The organism is Alcanivorax sp. HI0007, from assembly GCF_001635525.1.
Taxonomy (GTDB): domain Bacteria; phylum Pseudomonadota; class Gammaproteobacteria; order Pseudomonadales; family Alcanivoracaceae; genus Alcanivorax.
This window is the reverse complement of sequence record NZ_LWEJ01000214.1, coordinates 1-14,460: the sequence shown is the minus strand read 5'-3', so window position 1 is coordinate 14,460 and position 14,460 is coordinate 1. Positions and strand designations below refer to the sequence as shown.

The window sequence follows — 14,460 nt, the reverse complement described above, 5'->3', positions numbered from 1 at the left end:
ATAGCGTGATTCGGTAGCTACAAGCTACAAGCTACAAGCTACAAGCTACAAGCTACAAGCTACAAGCTACAAGCTACAAGCTACAAGCTACAAGCTACAAGCTACAAGCTACAAGCTACAAGCTACAAGCTACAAGCTACAAGCTACAAGCTACAAGCTACAAGCTACAAGCTACAAGCTACGCTCGATTGGATAGGGAAAGACTGGAAAGTTCCTCAAGTTCCGAGATACCTACGAAGCCGCTGTAGGAGTACCTCTTGAGGTGCGAACCGCGCTTGCGCGGAAATCGACCGCAGGGCGATCAGGAATATCAGAGCGCGCCAGGTCCTGCTCAGTGCGAGGCCAAATCCAGCTGATTGGTGTCACTCCCGGTTCGCGGCTCGAGCTCCGCTCCTACAGTTTTTCGGGTTTCGCTTGCAGGTAACCGCCTACAGATAAATGCCTCCGGCTCCCTGTTGCCGCCGCCCTTAAAAGTGCTCGTCGAACTGCTTCAGCAGATCAATGATCTCACTCACATCCTGCTCCATGCCCTTCAGGGCTTCTTCCGCCATGGGGCTCACGTCGCACTGACCGGGGAGGGGGTGCTCGGCCTCGAGAATGGCCCGGAAGCGGGCGATAAACACCCACTGCAGCCACTGGCTGAACGCCATGGTGTCGGCAAAGAAAGGCGTGCTGCTGTTGAAAGCAGCGGGCGTAGGGGGTTGCTGTTCCCACAGGCCCTGTTGGTCCAGTTCTGTCTGCAGGTCGTCCAGAAGGGTGGCGAGTTGCGCGCGCTTAGTCATCGAAAAGGGGTACCAGGTCAGTGAGTTCGTGAAGATTATGGATATGGTGACGCGGGTGGGCCAGATCAACCGGCCAGTCCAGATCAATCAGGTTGGCCCAGATGGCATGCATGCCATGTTCACGCGCGGCATGGACATCTTCCAGGGGATGATCCCCCACATGGACTGCCTGGCTGGCGTCGACGCCGGCGGATGCCAGGGCCGCCTGGAACATGTCCGGGGCGGGTTTGCGTTTACCGATGGTTTCCGCGGAGTGGTGGAAGCTGAATAGACCGGCGATGCCGATCTGCTGCAGATCCGCGTTGCCATTGGTCAGGGCGCCCAGCTGGTAGCTGTCGGCCAGCTGTTCGAGCACCTCCAGGGCGCCGGGGAAAAAGGTCACCTGATTGCGGGCACGGTGGAAAACCAGGAAGGCCTCCTCGGCAATCTTGCGCGACTCGCCGGCGCTGAAGCCGTGTTCGGTAAAGGCCCGGGCCATGGCGTCCTGGCGCAGGGCGGTCAGATTGTCCAGATAGTCCGGTCGTTCCCGCAGCAGGGCGGTACGTACGGCGCGGACCCGTTCGGCGCTCAGCGCCTGGGCGGCTTCCGGGTGGCGGTCGATGATCCAGTCACTGCATGCCTTCTCCGCCCGGCGAATCACTTCGTCCACCGGCCAGAGGGTGTTGTCCAGATCAAAGGTAATCAGTTTGAGTCGGCTCATGGCGCTATTGTAGCGCATGGCAAGGGCTGAGGCCCGGCCATGAAGGCGAAGCTGCTGTAGGAGCTCCCTTCCAGGGGGCGAACCGTACGTAGCACGGAATCGGCCATAGGGTGATCAGGGATATCCAGGCGCGATAGAGCCTTGAACAATGATCTCCTTTGTCGCCTCGCTGCGTGAGGTTCGTCCCCTGAAAGGGGAACTCCTACGGGAAGCGGCAGAGGTCAGGAGGACTCCTCATCGTCCCCCTTGCGGCGCTGGGCTCGGGGGTGAGCACCATCATAGACCTGGGCCAGGTGCTGGAAATCCAGGTGGGTATAGACCTGGGTGGTGGCCAGGTCCGCATGGCCCAGCAGTTCCTGCACCGCACGCAGGTCTCCGGAAGATTCCAGTAAATGGGTGGCAAAGGAATGGCGCAGCTTGTGGGGATGCAAGTGGTCATCCAGGCCCCGCTCCAGAGCGTGACGTTTAAGACGTTGTTGCACGCTGGACGGGGACAGTCGTCGGCCATTCTTGCTCAGAAAGAGCGCTTTCTCTTCACTGTCCTTGATAAACAGGGTGCGGGCCTTGAGCCAGCGGCGTACGGCGGTGAGGGCCGGCTTGCCGATGGGCAGCTGGCGAGTCTTGTTGCCCTTGCCGGTGACCAGTAGCTGGCCGGCACTCAGGTCCAGGCTATCCAGATCCAGACTCAGCAGTTCCGCCAGGCGCAGGCCGCAGGCGTAGAACAGTTCCATGATCGCCTGGTCGCGCAGGCTCAGTGGGTCGCCTTTTTCCGTGCCCGCATCCAGCAGCTGGCCTACCTGATCCGCATCCAGGGCCTTGGGAAGACGCTTACCGCTTTTCGGTGGTCGCACATCCATCGCCGGGTTATCACGGGCCAGCCCCTCACGCATCAAATAACTGTAGAAAGTGCGCACGGTGGAGAGCAGACGGGCAATGGTCTTGCCGCCTTTTCCCTGCCGGTGCAGGGTGGCCACCAGCGAGCGCATGTCGTGCACGGTGAGTGTGGCCCAGTCCCGCTGCCCGGTGAGACGGAAGGCGTCTTTCAGGTCACGCTGGTAATTGCTGACGGTGTGGGGGGAGAGGCGGCGTTCGAACTCCAGATGTTGCAGGAAGGCAGTAACGGTGTCTTTATCGCGGCTTCCGCTGTTCACTGTTCATTGATCTTTTTGGCTGCCTGATGCGGATATTGCCGCAGCACTTCATGCAGGCGTCGGCTCAGTACCTGGCCGATGTGGGTAATGAACAGGGTGCCCAGGGAGCTGCGGAAATGCATGGCGCTTTTGCTGCCGATGGCCAGCAGTCCCAATTTGCCCTGGTACTCCAGGGGGACCATGGCGGCGGAGCGGATGTCGGTGGCGTGCTCCTGGAACAGGGCCTGCATTTCCTCTTCGCGCATGGCACCGCACACCGCCTTGCCGTTACGCAGCAGGTGGTTGAGGGCGCTGGGCAGGGCGTCGCTGTCGACACAGCGAATCTGGTTGCGCAGATCGCCGAGGATGGGGATTTCCCGGTCATAAAGCATCAGCGCGACACGGTCACAGTGGAAATCATCGCCAAGGCTGGCGAGCATGTTGCGGAACAGTTTTTCCGCCCCGCGCGCTTCCAGCAGGGACAGGGTCAGGCGACGGGTCTTGTCGAACAGGTGATCATTTTCCCGGGCAACGTCCAGCAGGCCGTTGAGGCGGTCGCGCAGTTCATTGTTGCGGTCGCGGAGGATGGAGGCCTGGCGCTCCAGCAGGGAGACGGCCTCCCCCTTGGAGTCCGGCAGGCGCAGCAGCTCCAGCAACTCCGGGCGGTGCTGGAAGTAATCCGGGTTGTCGCGCAGGTAAGCGGCAACCTGGTCGGCACTGGCCTTGGTGTTCTCCGTCATGGGGGTGTCCTTTTTATTGCGCCGCGATTACATCAATGCTGCCATCATAGACAGGGGTGGCGGGGCCTGTCATCCGCACGCCGCCCTGGCCATCGTAATGAATCCGCAGGGTGCCGCCGGGTAAATGCACCGTCACGTCCTCATCCAGGAAGCCCCGGCGCTGGCCAATCAGGACGGCGGCGCAGGCGCCGGAGCCGCAGGCCAGGGTTTCCCCGGCACCGCGTTCGTAGACGCGCAGGCGAATTTCATTGCGGCTTACGATCTGCATGAAGCCCACGTTGACCCGTTCCGGGAACTGTTCGTGGCGTTCCAGCAGCGGCCCCAGGGTGTTCACCGGTGCGGTGTCCACATTTTCCACCAGCAGGGTGCAGTGGGGATTGCCCAGCCCGACGGCGCCGACTTCATAGGCGTTATTGTCAGCGATGAGGAAATAGGTGTCCTGTTCGGCTTTGGCGATCAGCGGAATCGCGTCCGGCGCCCAGCGCGGCGCACCCATATCCACGGTCACCTGCTCGTCGTCGGTCACGGCCAGGGTCATCTGTCCGGCGGCGGTTTCCACCACGATCTCGGCCTTGTCGGTCAGCCCATGATCGCGCACGAAGCGGGCAAAGCAACGGGCGCCGTTGCCACACTGGCTGACCTCGGAGCCGTCCGCGTTGAGGATGCGATAACGGAAATCCGCCCCGGCGCTGCGGGCCGGTTGCACGATCAGCATCTGGTCAAAGCCCACGCCGAAATGCCGGTCGCCCAGACGACGGATTTCGTCGGCGGAAAACGGCACGCCGGTTTCCGGCAGCGACTGGCGGATGCCGTCGATCACCATGAAATCGTTGCCCAGGCCGTGCATTTTGGTAAAGCGCAGGTTCATGCGGATTGTCCGGTACGGGTAAAAGGCCATTGTACTCCGGGATTCCGGTGGCGTCAGGTGATGGCGTTTCGGCTTTATTGTAGGAGCGTCGCTTGCGGCGCGATGATTGAACGTCTGGGATCGCGCCGCAAGCGACGCTCCTACATGGACGGCGTCAGGTGTACAATGTGCCCTTACATTTCTTCAGGTTGCCACCATGCTTTCCTACCGCCACAGCTACCACGCCGGCAATTTTGCCGATGTCCTCAAGCATATCGTCCAGGTGGCGATCATCGAGTACCTGAAGAAAAAGGAGAAACCCTTCACGGTGCACGATACCCATGCCGGGGCCGGCAGTTATGCCATTGCCAGCGAGCATATGCAGAAGACGGGGGAGTACCAGGATGGCATTGCCCGGTTGATGGATAGCCGCACTGGCGTGGGGGTGATTGATCAATACGTGGCGCTGGTAAAAAAGCTCAATCCGGTGGGCAAGCTTACCGAGTACCCGGGCTCGCCGCTGATCAGCGCCAGCCTGTTGCGGGAACAGGACCGGTTGCAATGTACCGAGCTGCACAGCACCGACTTCGAGTTGCTGCAGCGTCGCTTTGCCGATGACAAGCGGGTGCGGGTGGAAAAGCTGGATGCCTGGCAGGGATTCAAGGCCATGCTGCCGCCCCAGCATCGCCGTGGCTTGGTGCTGATCGATCCTTCCTATGAAATGGAAGCGGACTACCTCGGTCTGTTGCCGGCGCTGCAGATGGCCATGGAGCGTTTCTCCACTGCCACTTATGCCATCTGGTACCCGGTGCTGGATCGCAACCGTACCGAAAGTTTCATCCGCCGTTTTGTCAAAGCGGAGATCCCCAACCTGCTGCGGGTGGAGTGCTGTCCGCGCCCGGATGCCTCCGGCCGGGGCATGACCGGCTCCGGCATGCTGATCATCAATCCGCCCTATACGCTGGCTCAGCATATGGCCCAGGCCATGCCGGTGCTCAAGAGTGCCCTGTGCGAACCCAACGGCCATACTCTGGTTAGAGAGCTGACTGGCGAGGCCTGACAGCGCCTTTACGAGATACGATACGAGATACGAGGAACGAGGAGCGAAAATCCACTGCTTCGCATTTCGAAACTCGCTACTCGTTACTCGTCGAGCAGGCCGACCACCGGCAATGCGCCTTTGCCAGGGTGCTGGTAGACTGCGTCGCTTTTCGTGCCCCCGATAAGCGCTCACTCGCCGGCGAAGGCCCATAACCGGAAAGACACCGTCTTGTAGCCAGCCATGACACAGTCCTCTTCACACCGTCGCCCCAGCCTGTTCGATGCCCTGCTGCCCATCGTGGTGCTGGTGGCGTTGCTGGCGGCGGCGGTGTACCTCTACGGCGACAGTGCCTCCTCTGGCCCCAACCAGATCGCCTTGTTGCTGTGCGCGGGATTGGCATCACTGATTGCCTTCAAGAACGGCATGACCTGGCGGGAGATCGAGACCGCCATGATCAAGGGCATTGCCGTGGCCCTGGGGGCGGTGCTGATTTTGCTCAGTGTGGGGGCATTAATTGGTACCTGGCGCCTGGCCGGCATTGTGCCGTCACTGATCTATTTCGGGCTGGAGCTGATGAATCCGGCCCTGTTCTATGCGGCGGCCTGCCTGATCTGCGCCATTATTGCCCTGAGTATCGGTTCCAGCTGGACGGTGGCGGCCACCGTGGGGGTGGCATTGATCGGGGTGGCCAGCGGCCTGGGGTTATCGCTGCCGGTGGCCGCCGGGGCGGTGGTCTCCGGGGCCTATTTCGGCGACAAGATTTCACCGCTTTCCGAAACCACCAACCTGGCTCCGGCAGTGGCCGGCTCGGATCTGTTTGCCCATATCCGGTTGATGCTGTGGACCACGGTCCCCTCCATCGTCATCGCCCTGCTGATTTTCCTGTTCATGGGATTTAACGCGGAGGTGGCCGGTGACTCGGTGGATCGTATTCGTCCGCTACTGGCTGGCCTGGATAGCCAGTTCCATATTTCCTTTCTGCACCTGATTCCCCTGCTGGTCTTACTGGTGCTGGCGCTCAAACGCATGCCGGCGTTGCCGGCAATTTTCCTGGGAGCCTTGCTGGGTGGCATTTGGGCGCTGTTGTTCCAGCCCGAGGCCATTGCCGCCCAGGCGGGCGTGGCGCAGGCGGATATGATGGCGTCACTGAAAGTGGTGTGGCAGACCTTCTATGCGGGCATCACCGTGGAAACCGGCGATGCGTCCCTCAATGATCTGCTGTCCGGGGGTGGCATGGCGTCCATGCTCAACACGGTCTGGCTGATTCTCTGCGCCATGACGTTTGGCGCGGTCATGGAGTATGCGGGCTTGCTGGCAAAGCTGATTGAAGGGTTGCTGGCGGCGGTGAAGGGCGCGGCGGGGTTGATCACGGCGACGCTGGCCACCTGCCTGGGCAGCAACATCCTCACTGCCGACCAGTACATTTCCATCATCATGCCCGGGCGCATGTTCCGCGAGGGCTATGAAAAGGAAGGGCTGGCGCCGGTGAATCTGTCCCGGGCGCTGGAGGACGGTGGCACTATCACCAGCCCGCTGATTCCCTGGAATACCTGCGGGGCCTACATGCAGTCGGTGCTGCTGGTGCCGGTGACGGACTATCTGTTCTTTGCGTTTTTCAACCTGGTCAATCCGCTGCTGGCGCTGGTGTATGCCTGGCTGGGGATCAAGGTGCTGCGCCTGACCCCGCCGGCAGTGGCCGGCGAGGGGCGCGCGTCGCAAGGGTAAGGGCTCAGGGCAGCAGGGATTCCAGCTTCAGCTGGTCCTCAACGGTTTCCCGCTGACGCACCACAAAGGCCTGATCACCATCCACCATCACTTCGGCGGGGCGGTTGCGACTGTTGTAGTTGCTGGCCATGGCAAAGCCGTAGGCGCCGGCGCTGCGTACCGCCAACAGGTCGCCGGTCTCCAGGGACAGGGCCCGGTCCTTGCCCAGGAAGTCGCCGGTTTCGCAGACCGGGCCGACGATATCCCAATCCCGACAATCCGCATCATGGGGTTTGACCGGCACGATGTTCTGCCAGGCCGAATACAGGCTCGGGCGGATCAGGTCGTTCATGGCGCCGTCGACGATGGCGAAGTTCTTGTGTTCGGTGGGCTTGAGGAACAGCACCTGGGTGACAAAGATGCCGGCGTTGGCGGCAATGGCCCGGCCCGGTTCGATGTGCACGGGCAGGTCGCCGGGGATGTGCTTGAGCAGGGCCTGCACGTAATCGGCCGGCGCCGGTGGCGCTTCCTCGTTGTAAGTGACGCCCAGGCCACCGCCCAGATCCAGATGGTGAATTTCGATACCCAGGTGCTGTAGCTGATCCAGCAGTTTGAGCACCCGCTCCAGGGCATCTTCGAACGGAGACAGCTTGGTGAGCTGGCTGCCGATATGGCAATCGATGCCCAGTACCTTGATGTGGGGTAGCTCGGCGGCGCGCTGATAGAGTGCCGGTGCCTTGGCGATATCCACACCGAACTTGTTGTCCTTCAGACCGGTGGAAATATAGGGGTGGGTCTGGGCGTCCACATCCGGGTTAACCCGGATGGCGATGGGGGCTTCACGGTCCAGTTCTCCGGCCACCAGGTTGAGCAGTTCCAGCTCGGCGGCGGATTCCACGTTGAAGCAGTGAATGTTGGCTTTCAGGGCGGCGGCCATTTCGTCGGCGGTTTTGCCCACGCCGGAAAACACGATCTTGTCCGGATCGCCGCCGGCCCGCAGTACCCGCTCCAGCTCACCGCCGGAAACGATATCGAAACCGGCGCCGCAACGGGCCAGCACGTTCAGTACCGCCAGGTTGGAATTGGCTTTTACCGCATAACAGACCTGGTGGGGATGGCCCCCAAAGGCCTCGTCAAAGGCCTGGAAGTGACGCTCCAGGGTGGCGCGGGAATAGAGATACAGCGGTGTGCCGAAGCGATCCGCCAGTTGTTCTACCGGCAGTTCTTCAGCGAACAGCTCGCCGTCGCGGTACTGAAAGTGATCCATGATTATTCCTGTTCCCCGTCATCCTGGTCGGATACGGCGGGTTGGTCGGTGTTGTCGTCCTGAGTCGCGACTGGCTCGGCGGCGGGTTCTTCAGGGGCGAAATAAAGCGGACCTTTCTGGCCGCAGCCGGCCAGCAGAACGACAAATAGCAGGGCGATGATGCGCATCATCAAGCTCCGAGTGTGCGTGCGAGGGCGGATCGCGGTGTGCTTTCCGCCCGACGTTGATCAGTTGCCGGTATTGTCCAGCGCCTCACGGGCACGGGCAACTGCGGCGCGCACCTGGTCCGGGGCGGTACCCCCGATATGGTTGCGGGCGCTGACCGAGCCTTCCAGGGTGAGCACGTCAAACACGTCGTCCTCGATCTGGTCGCTGAACTGCTTGAGTTCGGACAGGGACATGTCGCTCAGGTCTTTCTTCTTCTCTACCCCATAGGCCACGGCCTTGCCGACAATTTCGTGGGAATCGCGGAAGGCAATGCCCTTGCGTACCAGGTAGTCGGCCAGATCGGTAGCGGTGGCGAAGCCACGGCGGGCCGCTTCGCGCATCACTTCCCGGTTGGGTTCCAGGGCCGGCACCATGTCGCCAAAGGCGCGCAGGCTGCCTTTGAGGGTGTCCACGGCGTCGTAGAGCGGTTCTTTATCTTCCTGGTTGTCCTTGTTGTAGGCCAGCGGCTGGCTCTTCATCAGGGTCAGCAGGCTGATCAGATGACCATTCACGCGACCGGTCTTGCCGCGAACCAGTTCCGGCACATCCGGGTTCTTCTTCTGCGGCATGATGGAGCTGCCGGTACAGAAGCGATCGGGCAGATTGATGAAGTTGAACTGGGCGCTGGTCCACAGCACCAGCTCTTCGCTGATCCGTGACAGGTGGGTCATGGTCAGGGCGGCCAGGGCGCAGAACTCGATGGCGAAGTCCCGGTCGCTCACCGCGTCCAGGGAGTTTTCGCAGATGCCGTCAAAGCCCAGCAACTCGCAGGTGCGCTCCCGGTTGATCGGGTAGGTGGTGCCGGCCAGTGCCGCGGCGCCCAGGGGCATGCGGTTGACCCGCTTCTTGCAGTCCAGCAACCGCTCGCGGTCACGCTTGAGCATTTCGAACCAGGCCAGCAGATGGTGCCCGAAGGTCACCGGCTGGGCGGTCTGCAGGTGGGTGAAACCGGGCATGATGGTGGCCGCTTCGCGCTCGGCCAGGTCCAGCAGACCGGTCATCAGGTGCAGATACTGCTCTTCCAGAATCAGCATCTCGTCACGCAGCCACAGGCGGATATCGGTGGCCACCTGGTCGTTCCGGGAACGGCCGGTGTGCAGTTTCTTGCCGGTGATGCCGATCTTGTCGGTGAGCCGCGCTTCAATGTTCATGTGCACGTCTTCCAGGGCAACGGACCACTGGAATTCGCCGGCTTCGATCTCTTTCTGGATTTCCGCCAGGCCATTGATGATGGCGTCGCGCTCTTCCTCGGTGAGCACGCCTACCTCCGCCAGCATGGTGGCGTGGGCCTGGGAGCCGAAGATGTCCTGACGGTACATGCGTCGGTCGAAATTCACGCTGGCGGTGAATTCCTGCACGAACTGGTCGGTGGATTCGCTGAAGCGGCCGCCCCAGAGTTTGTTCTGCTGCTTGTCGGTCATCGTACGGTTCCCATGCATAAAGCCGGATTTGCGAGGCGCGCAGTATAGCAGGGACCGGGGACCCCCTGAACATCAGGGAGCCGCTGAATCACTCCTGGCATACTCAGTGTGTCCTGCGGGTATTACTTGGGTGATCTGACGGCTTGAGGTATAACTGCCTGTAACTAGTGATTTTTACTGACGGGAGCCCCGATGGCGGCCACGGACGACCAGCCCAACTCCAGTTTCCTGCCCGACCTGTGCAGTACCCGTGCGGTGCTGGTGGTGGTGGTGGTGGCCGAGCTGATGGCCCTGGTGATCAACCTGGTGGCCACGTACTACAGCGATTTCAGCATGGGCCGGCTGGCGATTACCTCCCTGTTTGTGCAATGGGTGGGGCTGACCTCGGCGGCACTGGTCTGCCAGTTGCGGTCCCGTCTGAATCGGCTGGCGCCGGCGTGGGCGGCGGTGGCCGTGGTGTTGCTGGTGGTGATCGACACCCTGGTATTCAGTGTGGTGGCGACTCTGGTCATGGGCTGGGTCACAGGAAGTCTTGTACCGGGCACCCTGTGGTCCTGGGAAATTGCCGTTAATGGCCTGATTGCCGCGATTATTGCCGGCCTGGTCATGCGCTATTTCTATGTACAGGAGCAGCTGCGGCAAAAGGGGCAGGCAGAATTGCAGGCGCGCATCCAGGCCTTGCAGTCGCGTATCCGCCCGCATTTCCTGTTTAATTCCATGAACATTATTGCCAGCCTGATTGCGGTGGACCCGGACGCCGCCGAAAAGGTGGTGGAAGACCTGTCGGTACTGTTCCGTGCCAGCCTGAAAAATATCGGCAATGAGGCGACGCTGGAAGAAGAGCTGGAGCTGTGCCGGCGCTATATTCATATTGAACAATTGCGCATGGGCGAGCGGTTGCAGGTGGAGTGGGACATTCGCGTGGAAGCAAAAACCGTGATGATTCCGCTGTTAACCTTGCAACCCTTGCTCGAAAATGCCATTTATCATGGCATACAGCCATTAACCGCCGGCGGCGTGGTGACAATCCGGGCGCTGGCAGAAAATGGCGAATTGGTGCTCTCGGTGAGTAACCCCAAACCGGAAGGCGGGGGGCATCACCAGGGTAACCGTATGGCGCTGGAGAACATTCGTCACCGGCTGGAAGCATTGTATGGTGACGAGGTGGCGGTGGAGTCACGGCCGCAACAAAAAGAATACGAGATCGAAATTCGATATCCGCTGCAATAAAAAAGGATGGGAATTATGCGGGTGCTTGTGTGCGACGACGAACAACTGGCGCGGGACCGGCTCAAGCGGCTGGTGGAAAAGACCGACGGGGTTGAAGTGGTGGCAGAAGCGGCTAACGGCCGGGAAGCCATTGAGCAGGCCCAGGCCACCAGGCCGGATGTGATCCTGATGGATATTCGCATGCCGGAAATGGATGGTATGGAAGCCGCCGAGCATCTCAGCAAGATGGATAATCCGCCGGCGCTGATTTTCTGCACGGCCTATGATGAGCATGCCCTGCAGGCCTTCAAGGTCCATGCGGTGGATTATTTGCTGAAACCGGTCAGCGCCGGGGACCTGGAAACGGCCCTGGGCAAGGCCCGTACCTTGAACCGGGTGCAGCTGGCGGAAATCGGCAGGGAAGTCAGTGAGGAAAAACCCCGCCGCCGAGGACATATCAGTGCCCGGACCCATCGCGGGCTGGAACTGGTGCCGGTGGATGAGGTGCGCTACTTCCTGGCCGACCAGAAATACGTCACCGTCTGCTCCGGGGAAGGTGAGGTGTTGATCGATGAAACCCTCAAGGAGCTGGAAACGGAATTTGGTGACCAGTTTGTGCGTATACACCGCAATGCCCTGGTGGCGTTGAAGTTTATCGAGGGGATGGAAATGGCCACCGCCGGCCACCACCAGGTACGTCTGCGTGGTATCGATGAACGGCTGACCGTCAGCCGCCGTCATGTGGCAGGTTTGCGCCGGGTGTTGCAGAATCTGTAAGCGTTAACAGAGGGGGGTGGGCGTGCTAGCCTTGAGCCCCTGAAGATGTGCCAATCATTAATAACAAGAACAGGAAATCTGCCATGAAAAAGCTTCTTCTTCTGCTGGTCGGTGCTGTCGCACTGAGTGGTTGTGCCTCGTCCGCCATGCCGGTGACCGGTCTGTTGTACGGTAATGTGAAAGCGCCCCTGACTGCCACCGCGTCCACGGAAAAAGCCACCCGGGTCGGCCGAGCCAGTGCCCGTTCCATTCTCGGCATCATCGCCTCCGGCGATGCCAGCATCCAGACCGCTGCCCGCAACGGGGGCATCACCGAGATCCACCACGTGGATTACGAGTCCCAGAATTTCTTCGGGGTGTTGGCGGAATTCACCGTGGTGGTTTACGGCAACTGATTCCTCCCTTTGAATTTGTAGGAGCCATGCTCGCCATGGCGAACTGAGCGTAGCGAACCATCGAGATCGCAAGCAGGTTCGCCATGGCGAGCATGGCTCCTACGGTATGAGCGTCTCTTCCTGTAAACTGTCCTCCTCATTTCAGAATCACAGGATCCTCCATGTCCCGCGAAGTCTTGCGTATCGCCACCCGTTCCAGCCCGCTTGCCATCTGGCAGGCGGAATACGTTCAGCAGCGTCTGGAAAGTCTGCACGAAGGCCTGAGTGTGGAGCTGGTGCGAATCAAGACCCAGGGGGACAAGATTCTTGATACCCCGCTGGCAAAAATCGGTGGCAAGGGCCTGTTCGTGAAGGAGCTGGAAGAGGCCATCATGGACGGTCGTGCGGATATTGCCGTGCATTCCATGAAGGATGTGCCCATGGAATTGCCGGAAGGCTTTGCGCTGCCGGTGATCTGCGAGCGGGAAGATCCCCGCGATGCCTTCGTCTCCAATCATCACGACAGCCTGTCGGCGCTGCCCCAGGGGGCCTGCGTCGGCACGTCCAGCCTGCGCCGTCAGGCCCAGGTGCAGGCCAATCGTCCGGATCTGGTGGTGAAAAGCCTGCGCGGGAATGTGCAGACCCGGCTGGGCAAACTGGATGCCGGCGAGTTCGACGCCATCATTCTCGCCGCTGCCGGTCTCAAGCGTCTGGATATGCACGAGCGGATCCGTTACGAAATGCCCCCGGAGGAATCCCTGCCGGCGGTAGGGCAGGGGGCGGTCGGTATCGAATGCCGCGATGGCGATGCCCGTACCATCGAACTGCTCAGCCCCCTCAGTGACCGGGATACCTGGGATCGGGTGGTGGCGGAGCGCGCCATGAACCGTCGCCTGGAGGGCGGTTGCCAGGTGCCAATTGCCGGTTTTGCCCTGCTGGAGGACGACCAGCTCTGGCTGCGCGGTCTGGTTGCCGAGGAAAACGGCAAGCAGGTGCTGCGGGCAGAGGGCCGCGCCCATCGCGAGCGCGGTGCCGAGCTGGGCGTAGAGATTGCCGAGCAGCTGCTGGCCCAGGGCGCGGACGAGATCCTCAAGGCGCTCTACGAGCGAGGTTAACGGCCATGCAGGTGCTGATTACCCGTCCCCGGGGCCAGCAGCAGGCGTTAATGGATGCCCTGAGCCGGGCTGGCCATAGGCCCCTGCACAGCCCGGCCCTGCATATCGAGCCGTTGCCGGTCAGCGATGCCAGCCGCCGGGTACTCATGGATCTGGACCTGTTCCATGCGGTTTTCTTTGCCAGCAGTAATGCTGCGCGCCTGGCTTTGACCGCCATGGCGGATATCTGGCCCCAGTGGCCGGTGGGGCTTCACTGGCTGGCGGTGGGCAAGGCCACGGCGGCAGAGATTTCCCGTTGGCATCTGCAACCGACGGTGCCGGATGGCGGGTTCAATTCCGAAGCGGTGTTGGCGCTGCCTTGCCTGCAGCAACTGGCTGAAAAGAAAGTGTTGCTGTGCCGTGGAGAAAGCGGCCGGGAACTGTTGGCGAAGACCCTTGCCGAGCGCGGTGCCGAGGTTGTATCCCTGCCGTTTTACCGTCGCGTGCCCAGCACCGCTTTCCATTGCCCCGAGGGATGCGACTGGGTCATGGTCACCAGCGTGGAAAGCTGGCAGGCAATCAGCGGACACATCCCCTCTGCGGTGGGTGTCGTGGCCGCCGGAGAGCGGGTGGCCAGACCTGTCCGTGCGCAACATGGCGGGCCATTGCGAGTGGCGGCGAGCGCCCACGATGAGGATATGCTGGCGGCGCTGCCTTCCATGTGACGTCCATGCATAACGGCGTCCCTCTCCGGGCAAAGGTAGCGATTTGTCATCCATGCCGCGATTTGATGCCCTGTTTGCCTTCCCTATTACATTGTTTAATGGACACTCAGCGCAGCCCCAATTAAGGTTTTCGCTGAGAGCTTATTTAAGATCTATATGCCGCCGCGCCGGAATTCGTTGTTTGATCGGGTACATGAGTCGGATTGTGCGGTGATGTTGTCCTGCACAAGCCCGTGCCCTTGCCGGCGGCTGGCAACGCAGCCGCGGATAGATCCTAAATAGGCTTTACGGATCGCCCGTTCGGGGGTGCCAGATAATCAGAACATGGAGCTGACATGACGCAGGAACGTCTTTATTCCCGCCAGACAGGCAAGAGCGTCTGGGTAGTACTGGTGGTGTTGGTGGTTCTGGCGGCCCTGGGGGCCGCCAGAACCACCAACA

15 protein-coding genes are annotated in these 14,460 nt (G+C 61.1%); 7 read left to right on the top strand and 8 right to left on the bottom strand.

Translation table 11 applies throughout. The features are described 5' to 3' along the window. Window positions 1-467 precede the first annotated feature (467 nt). The 5 genes from A3714_RS10950 to dapF all read right to left on the bottom strand — a co-directional run bounded on the left by A3714_RS10950 (window position 468) and on the right by dapF (window position 4,220). Window positions 468-782: a YqcC family protein gene (locus A3714_RS10950; RefSeq protein WP_062815613.1), complete on the bottom strand. Its 315-nt coding sequence runs from the start codon at window positions 780-782 to the stop codon at window positions 468-470. Continuing rightward, complete coding sequence (locus A3714_RS10945) at window positions 775-1,500, bottom strand: HAD family hydrolase (RefSeq protein ID WP_231866034.1); 726 nt, start codon at window positions 1,498-1,500, stop codon at window positions 775-777. The genes A3714_RS10950 and A3714_RS10945 overlap by 8 nt, the downstream gene beginning before the upstream one ends. A 203-nt stretch (window positions 1,501-1,703) precedes the next feature. Further along, the gene (gene xerC, locus A3714_RS10940) at window positions 1,704-2,633 is read right to left on the bottom strand and encodes a tyrosine recombinase XerC (RefSeq protein WP_063509021.1); all 930 of its coding nucleotides are present in this window, start codon (window positions 2,631-2,633) and stop codon (window positions 1,704-1,706) included. Further along, the gene (locus tag A3714_RS10935) at window positions 2,630-3,352 is read right to left on the bottom strand and encodes a DUF484 family protein (protein ID WP_063509022.1); all 723 of its coding nucleotides are present in this window, start codon (window positions 3,350-3,352) and stop codon (window positions 2,630-2,632) included. The genes xerC and A3714_RS10935 overlap by 4 nt, the downstream gene beginning before the upstream one ends. 13 nt (window positions 3,353-3,365) lie before the next feature. Further along, complete coding sequence (gene dapF / locus A3714_RS10930) at window positions 3,366-4,220, bottom strand: diaminopimelate epimerase (protein ID WP_062815992.1); 855 nt, start codon at window positions 4,218-4,220, stop codon at window positions 3,366-3,368. 196 nt (window positions 4,221-4,416) lie between these two features. Here dapF and A3714_RS10925 point away from each other — a divergent pair, with 196 nt between their 5' ends. Then, window positions 4,417-5,259: a 23S rRNA (adenine(2030)-N(6))-methyltransferase RlmJ gene (locus A3714_RS10925; protein WP_063509023.1), complete on the top strand. Its 843-nt coding sequence runs from the start codon at window positions 4,417-4,419 to the stop codon at window positions 5,257-5,259. A gap of 222 nt (window positions 5,260-5,481) precedes the next feature. Further along, entirely contained in the window at window positions 5,482-6,966 is a 1,485-nt protein-coding gene (gene nhaC, locus A3714_RS10920) for a Na+/H+ antiporter NhaC (RefSeq protein WP_063509148.1), read from the top strand. Between the two features lie 4 nt (window positions 6,967-6,970). Here the strand turns inward: nhaC and lysA are convergent, their stop codons facing one another. From lysA to argH, 3 genes are read right to left on the bottom strand one after another with little or no spacing between them, the layout of a single operon-like run. Then, on the bottom strand, window positions 6,971-8,212 hold the full coding sequence (lysA, locus tag A3714_RS10915) for a diaminopimelate decarboxylase (protein ID WP_063526934.1): 1,242 nt from the start codon (window positions 8,210-8,212) through the stop codon (window positions 6,971-6,973). 2 nt (window positions 8,213-8,214) lie between these two features. Then, entirely contained in the window at window positions 8,215-8,382 is a 168-nt protein-coding gene (locus tag A3714_RS17570; protein WP_082810754.1) for a lipoprotein, read from the bottom strand. A gap of 57 nt (window positions 8,383-8,439) precedes the next feature. After that, complete coding sequence (gene argH / locus A3714_RS10910; RefSeq protein WP_062815619.1) at window positions 8,440-9,840, bottom strand: argininosuccinate lyase; 1,401 nt, start codon at window positions 9,838-9,840, stop codon at window positions 8,440-8,442. A 192-nt stretch (window positions 9,841-10,032) separates the two neighbouring features. Here argH and A3714_RS10905 point away from each other — a divergent pair, with 192 nt between their 5' ends. The 5 genes from A3714_RS10905 (at window position 10,033) to A3714_RS10885 (ending at window position 14,019) form a co-directional block, all read left to right on the top strand. Continuing rightward, on the top strand, window positions 10,033-11,070 hold the full coding sequence (locus A3714_RS10905; protein ID WP_063508175.1) for a sensor histidine kinase: 1,038 nt from the start codon (window positions 10,033-10,035) through the stop codon (window positions 11,068-11,070). Window positions 11,071-11,085: 15 nt separating this feature from the next. Continuing rightward, window positions 11,086-11,826, top strand: a complete 741-nt coding sequence (locus A3714_RS10900; RefSeq protein WP_062815621.1) for a LytTR family DNA-binding domain-containing protein — start codon at window positions 11,086-11,088, stop codon at window positions 11,824-11,826. A gap of 83 nt (window positions 11,827-11,909) precedes the next feature. Continuing rightward, window positions 11,910-12,221, top strand: coding sequence for a TRL-like family protein (locus tag A3714_RS10895; protein ID WP_062815622.1), 312 nt, complete (start codon window positions 11,910-11,912; stop codon window positions 12,219-12,221). A gap of 161 nt (window positions 12,222-12,382) precedes the next feature. Beyond that, window positions 12,383-13,315: a hydroxymethylbilane synthase gene (gene hemC, locus A3714_RS10890; RefSeq protein ID WP_063508176.1), complete on the top strand. Its 933-nt coding sequence runs from the start codon at window positions 12,383-12,385 to the stop codon at window positions 13,313-13,315. A gap of 5 nt (window positions 13,316-13,320) precedes the next feature. Further along, window positions 13,321-14,019: a uroporphyrinogen-III synthase gene (locus A3714_RS10885; protein WP_063508177.1), complete on the top strand. Its 699-nt coding sequence runs from the start codon at window positions 13,321-13,323 to the stop codon at window positions 14,017-14,019. Window positions 14,020-14,460 lie beyond the last annotated feature (441 nt).

Excerpts from the sequence above, each read along its gene's own strand:
- A3714_RS10885 (WP_063508177.1), top strand. The coding sequence starts at position 13,321 with ATGCAGGTGCTGATTACCCGTCCCCGGGGCCAGCAGCAGGCGTTAATG.
- A3714_RS10925 (WP_063509023.1), top strand. The coding sequence starts at position 4,417 with ATGCTTTCCTACCGCCACAGCTACCACGCCGGCAATTTTGCCGATGTC.
- dapF (WP_062815992.1), bottom strand. The coding sequence starts at position 4,220 with ATGAACCTGCGCTTTACCAAAATGCACGGCCTGGGCAACGATTTCATG.
- A3714_RS10950 (WP_062815613.1), bottom strand. The coding sequence starts at position 782 with ATGACTAAGCGCGCGCAACTCGCCACCCTTCTGGACGACCTGCAGACA.
- A3714_RS10900 (WP_062815621.1), top strand. The coding sequence starts at position 11,086 with ATGCGGGTGCTTGTGTGCGACGACGAACAACTGGCGCGGGACCGGCTC.
- nhaC (WP_063509148.1), top strand. The coding sequence starts at position 5,482 with ATGACACAGTCCTCTTCACACCGTCGCCCCAGCCTGTTCGATGCCCTG.
- argH (WP_062815619.1), bottom strand. The coding sequence starts at position 9,840 with ATGACCGACAAGCAGCAGAACAAACTCTGGGGCGGCCGCTTCAGCGAA.
- A3714_RS10895 (WP_062815622.1), top strand. The coding sequence starts at position 11,910 with ATGAAAAAGCTTCTTCTTCTGCTGGTCGGTGCTGTCGCACTGAGTGGT.
- A3714_RS10945 (WP_231866034.1), bottom strand. The coding sequence starts at position 1,500 with ATGCGCTACAATAGCGCCATGAGCCGACTCAAACTGATTACCTTTGAT.
- lysA (WP_063526934.1), bottom strand. The coding sequence starts at position 8,212 with ATGGATCACTTTCAGTACCGCGACGGCGAGCTGTTCGCTGAAGAACTG.
- hemC (WP_063508176.1), top strand. The coding sequence starts at position 12,383 with ATGTCCCGCGAAGTCTTGCGTATCGCCACCCGTTCCAGCCCGCTTGCC.
- A3714_RS10905 (WP_063508175.1), top strand. The coding sequence starts at position 10,033 with ATGGCGGCCACGGACGACCAGCCCAACTCCAGTTTCCTGCCCGACCTG.
- A3714_RS17570 (WP_082810754.1), bottom strand. The coding sequence starts at position 8,382 with ATGATGCGCATCATCGCCCTGCTATTTGTCGTTCTGCTGGCCGGCTGC.
- A3714_RS10935 (WP_063509022.1), bottom strand. The coding sequence starts at position 3,352 with ATGACGGAGAACACCAAGGCCAGTGCCGACCAGGTTGCCGCTTACCTG.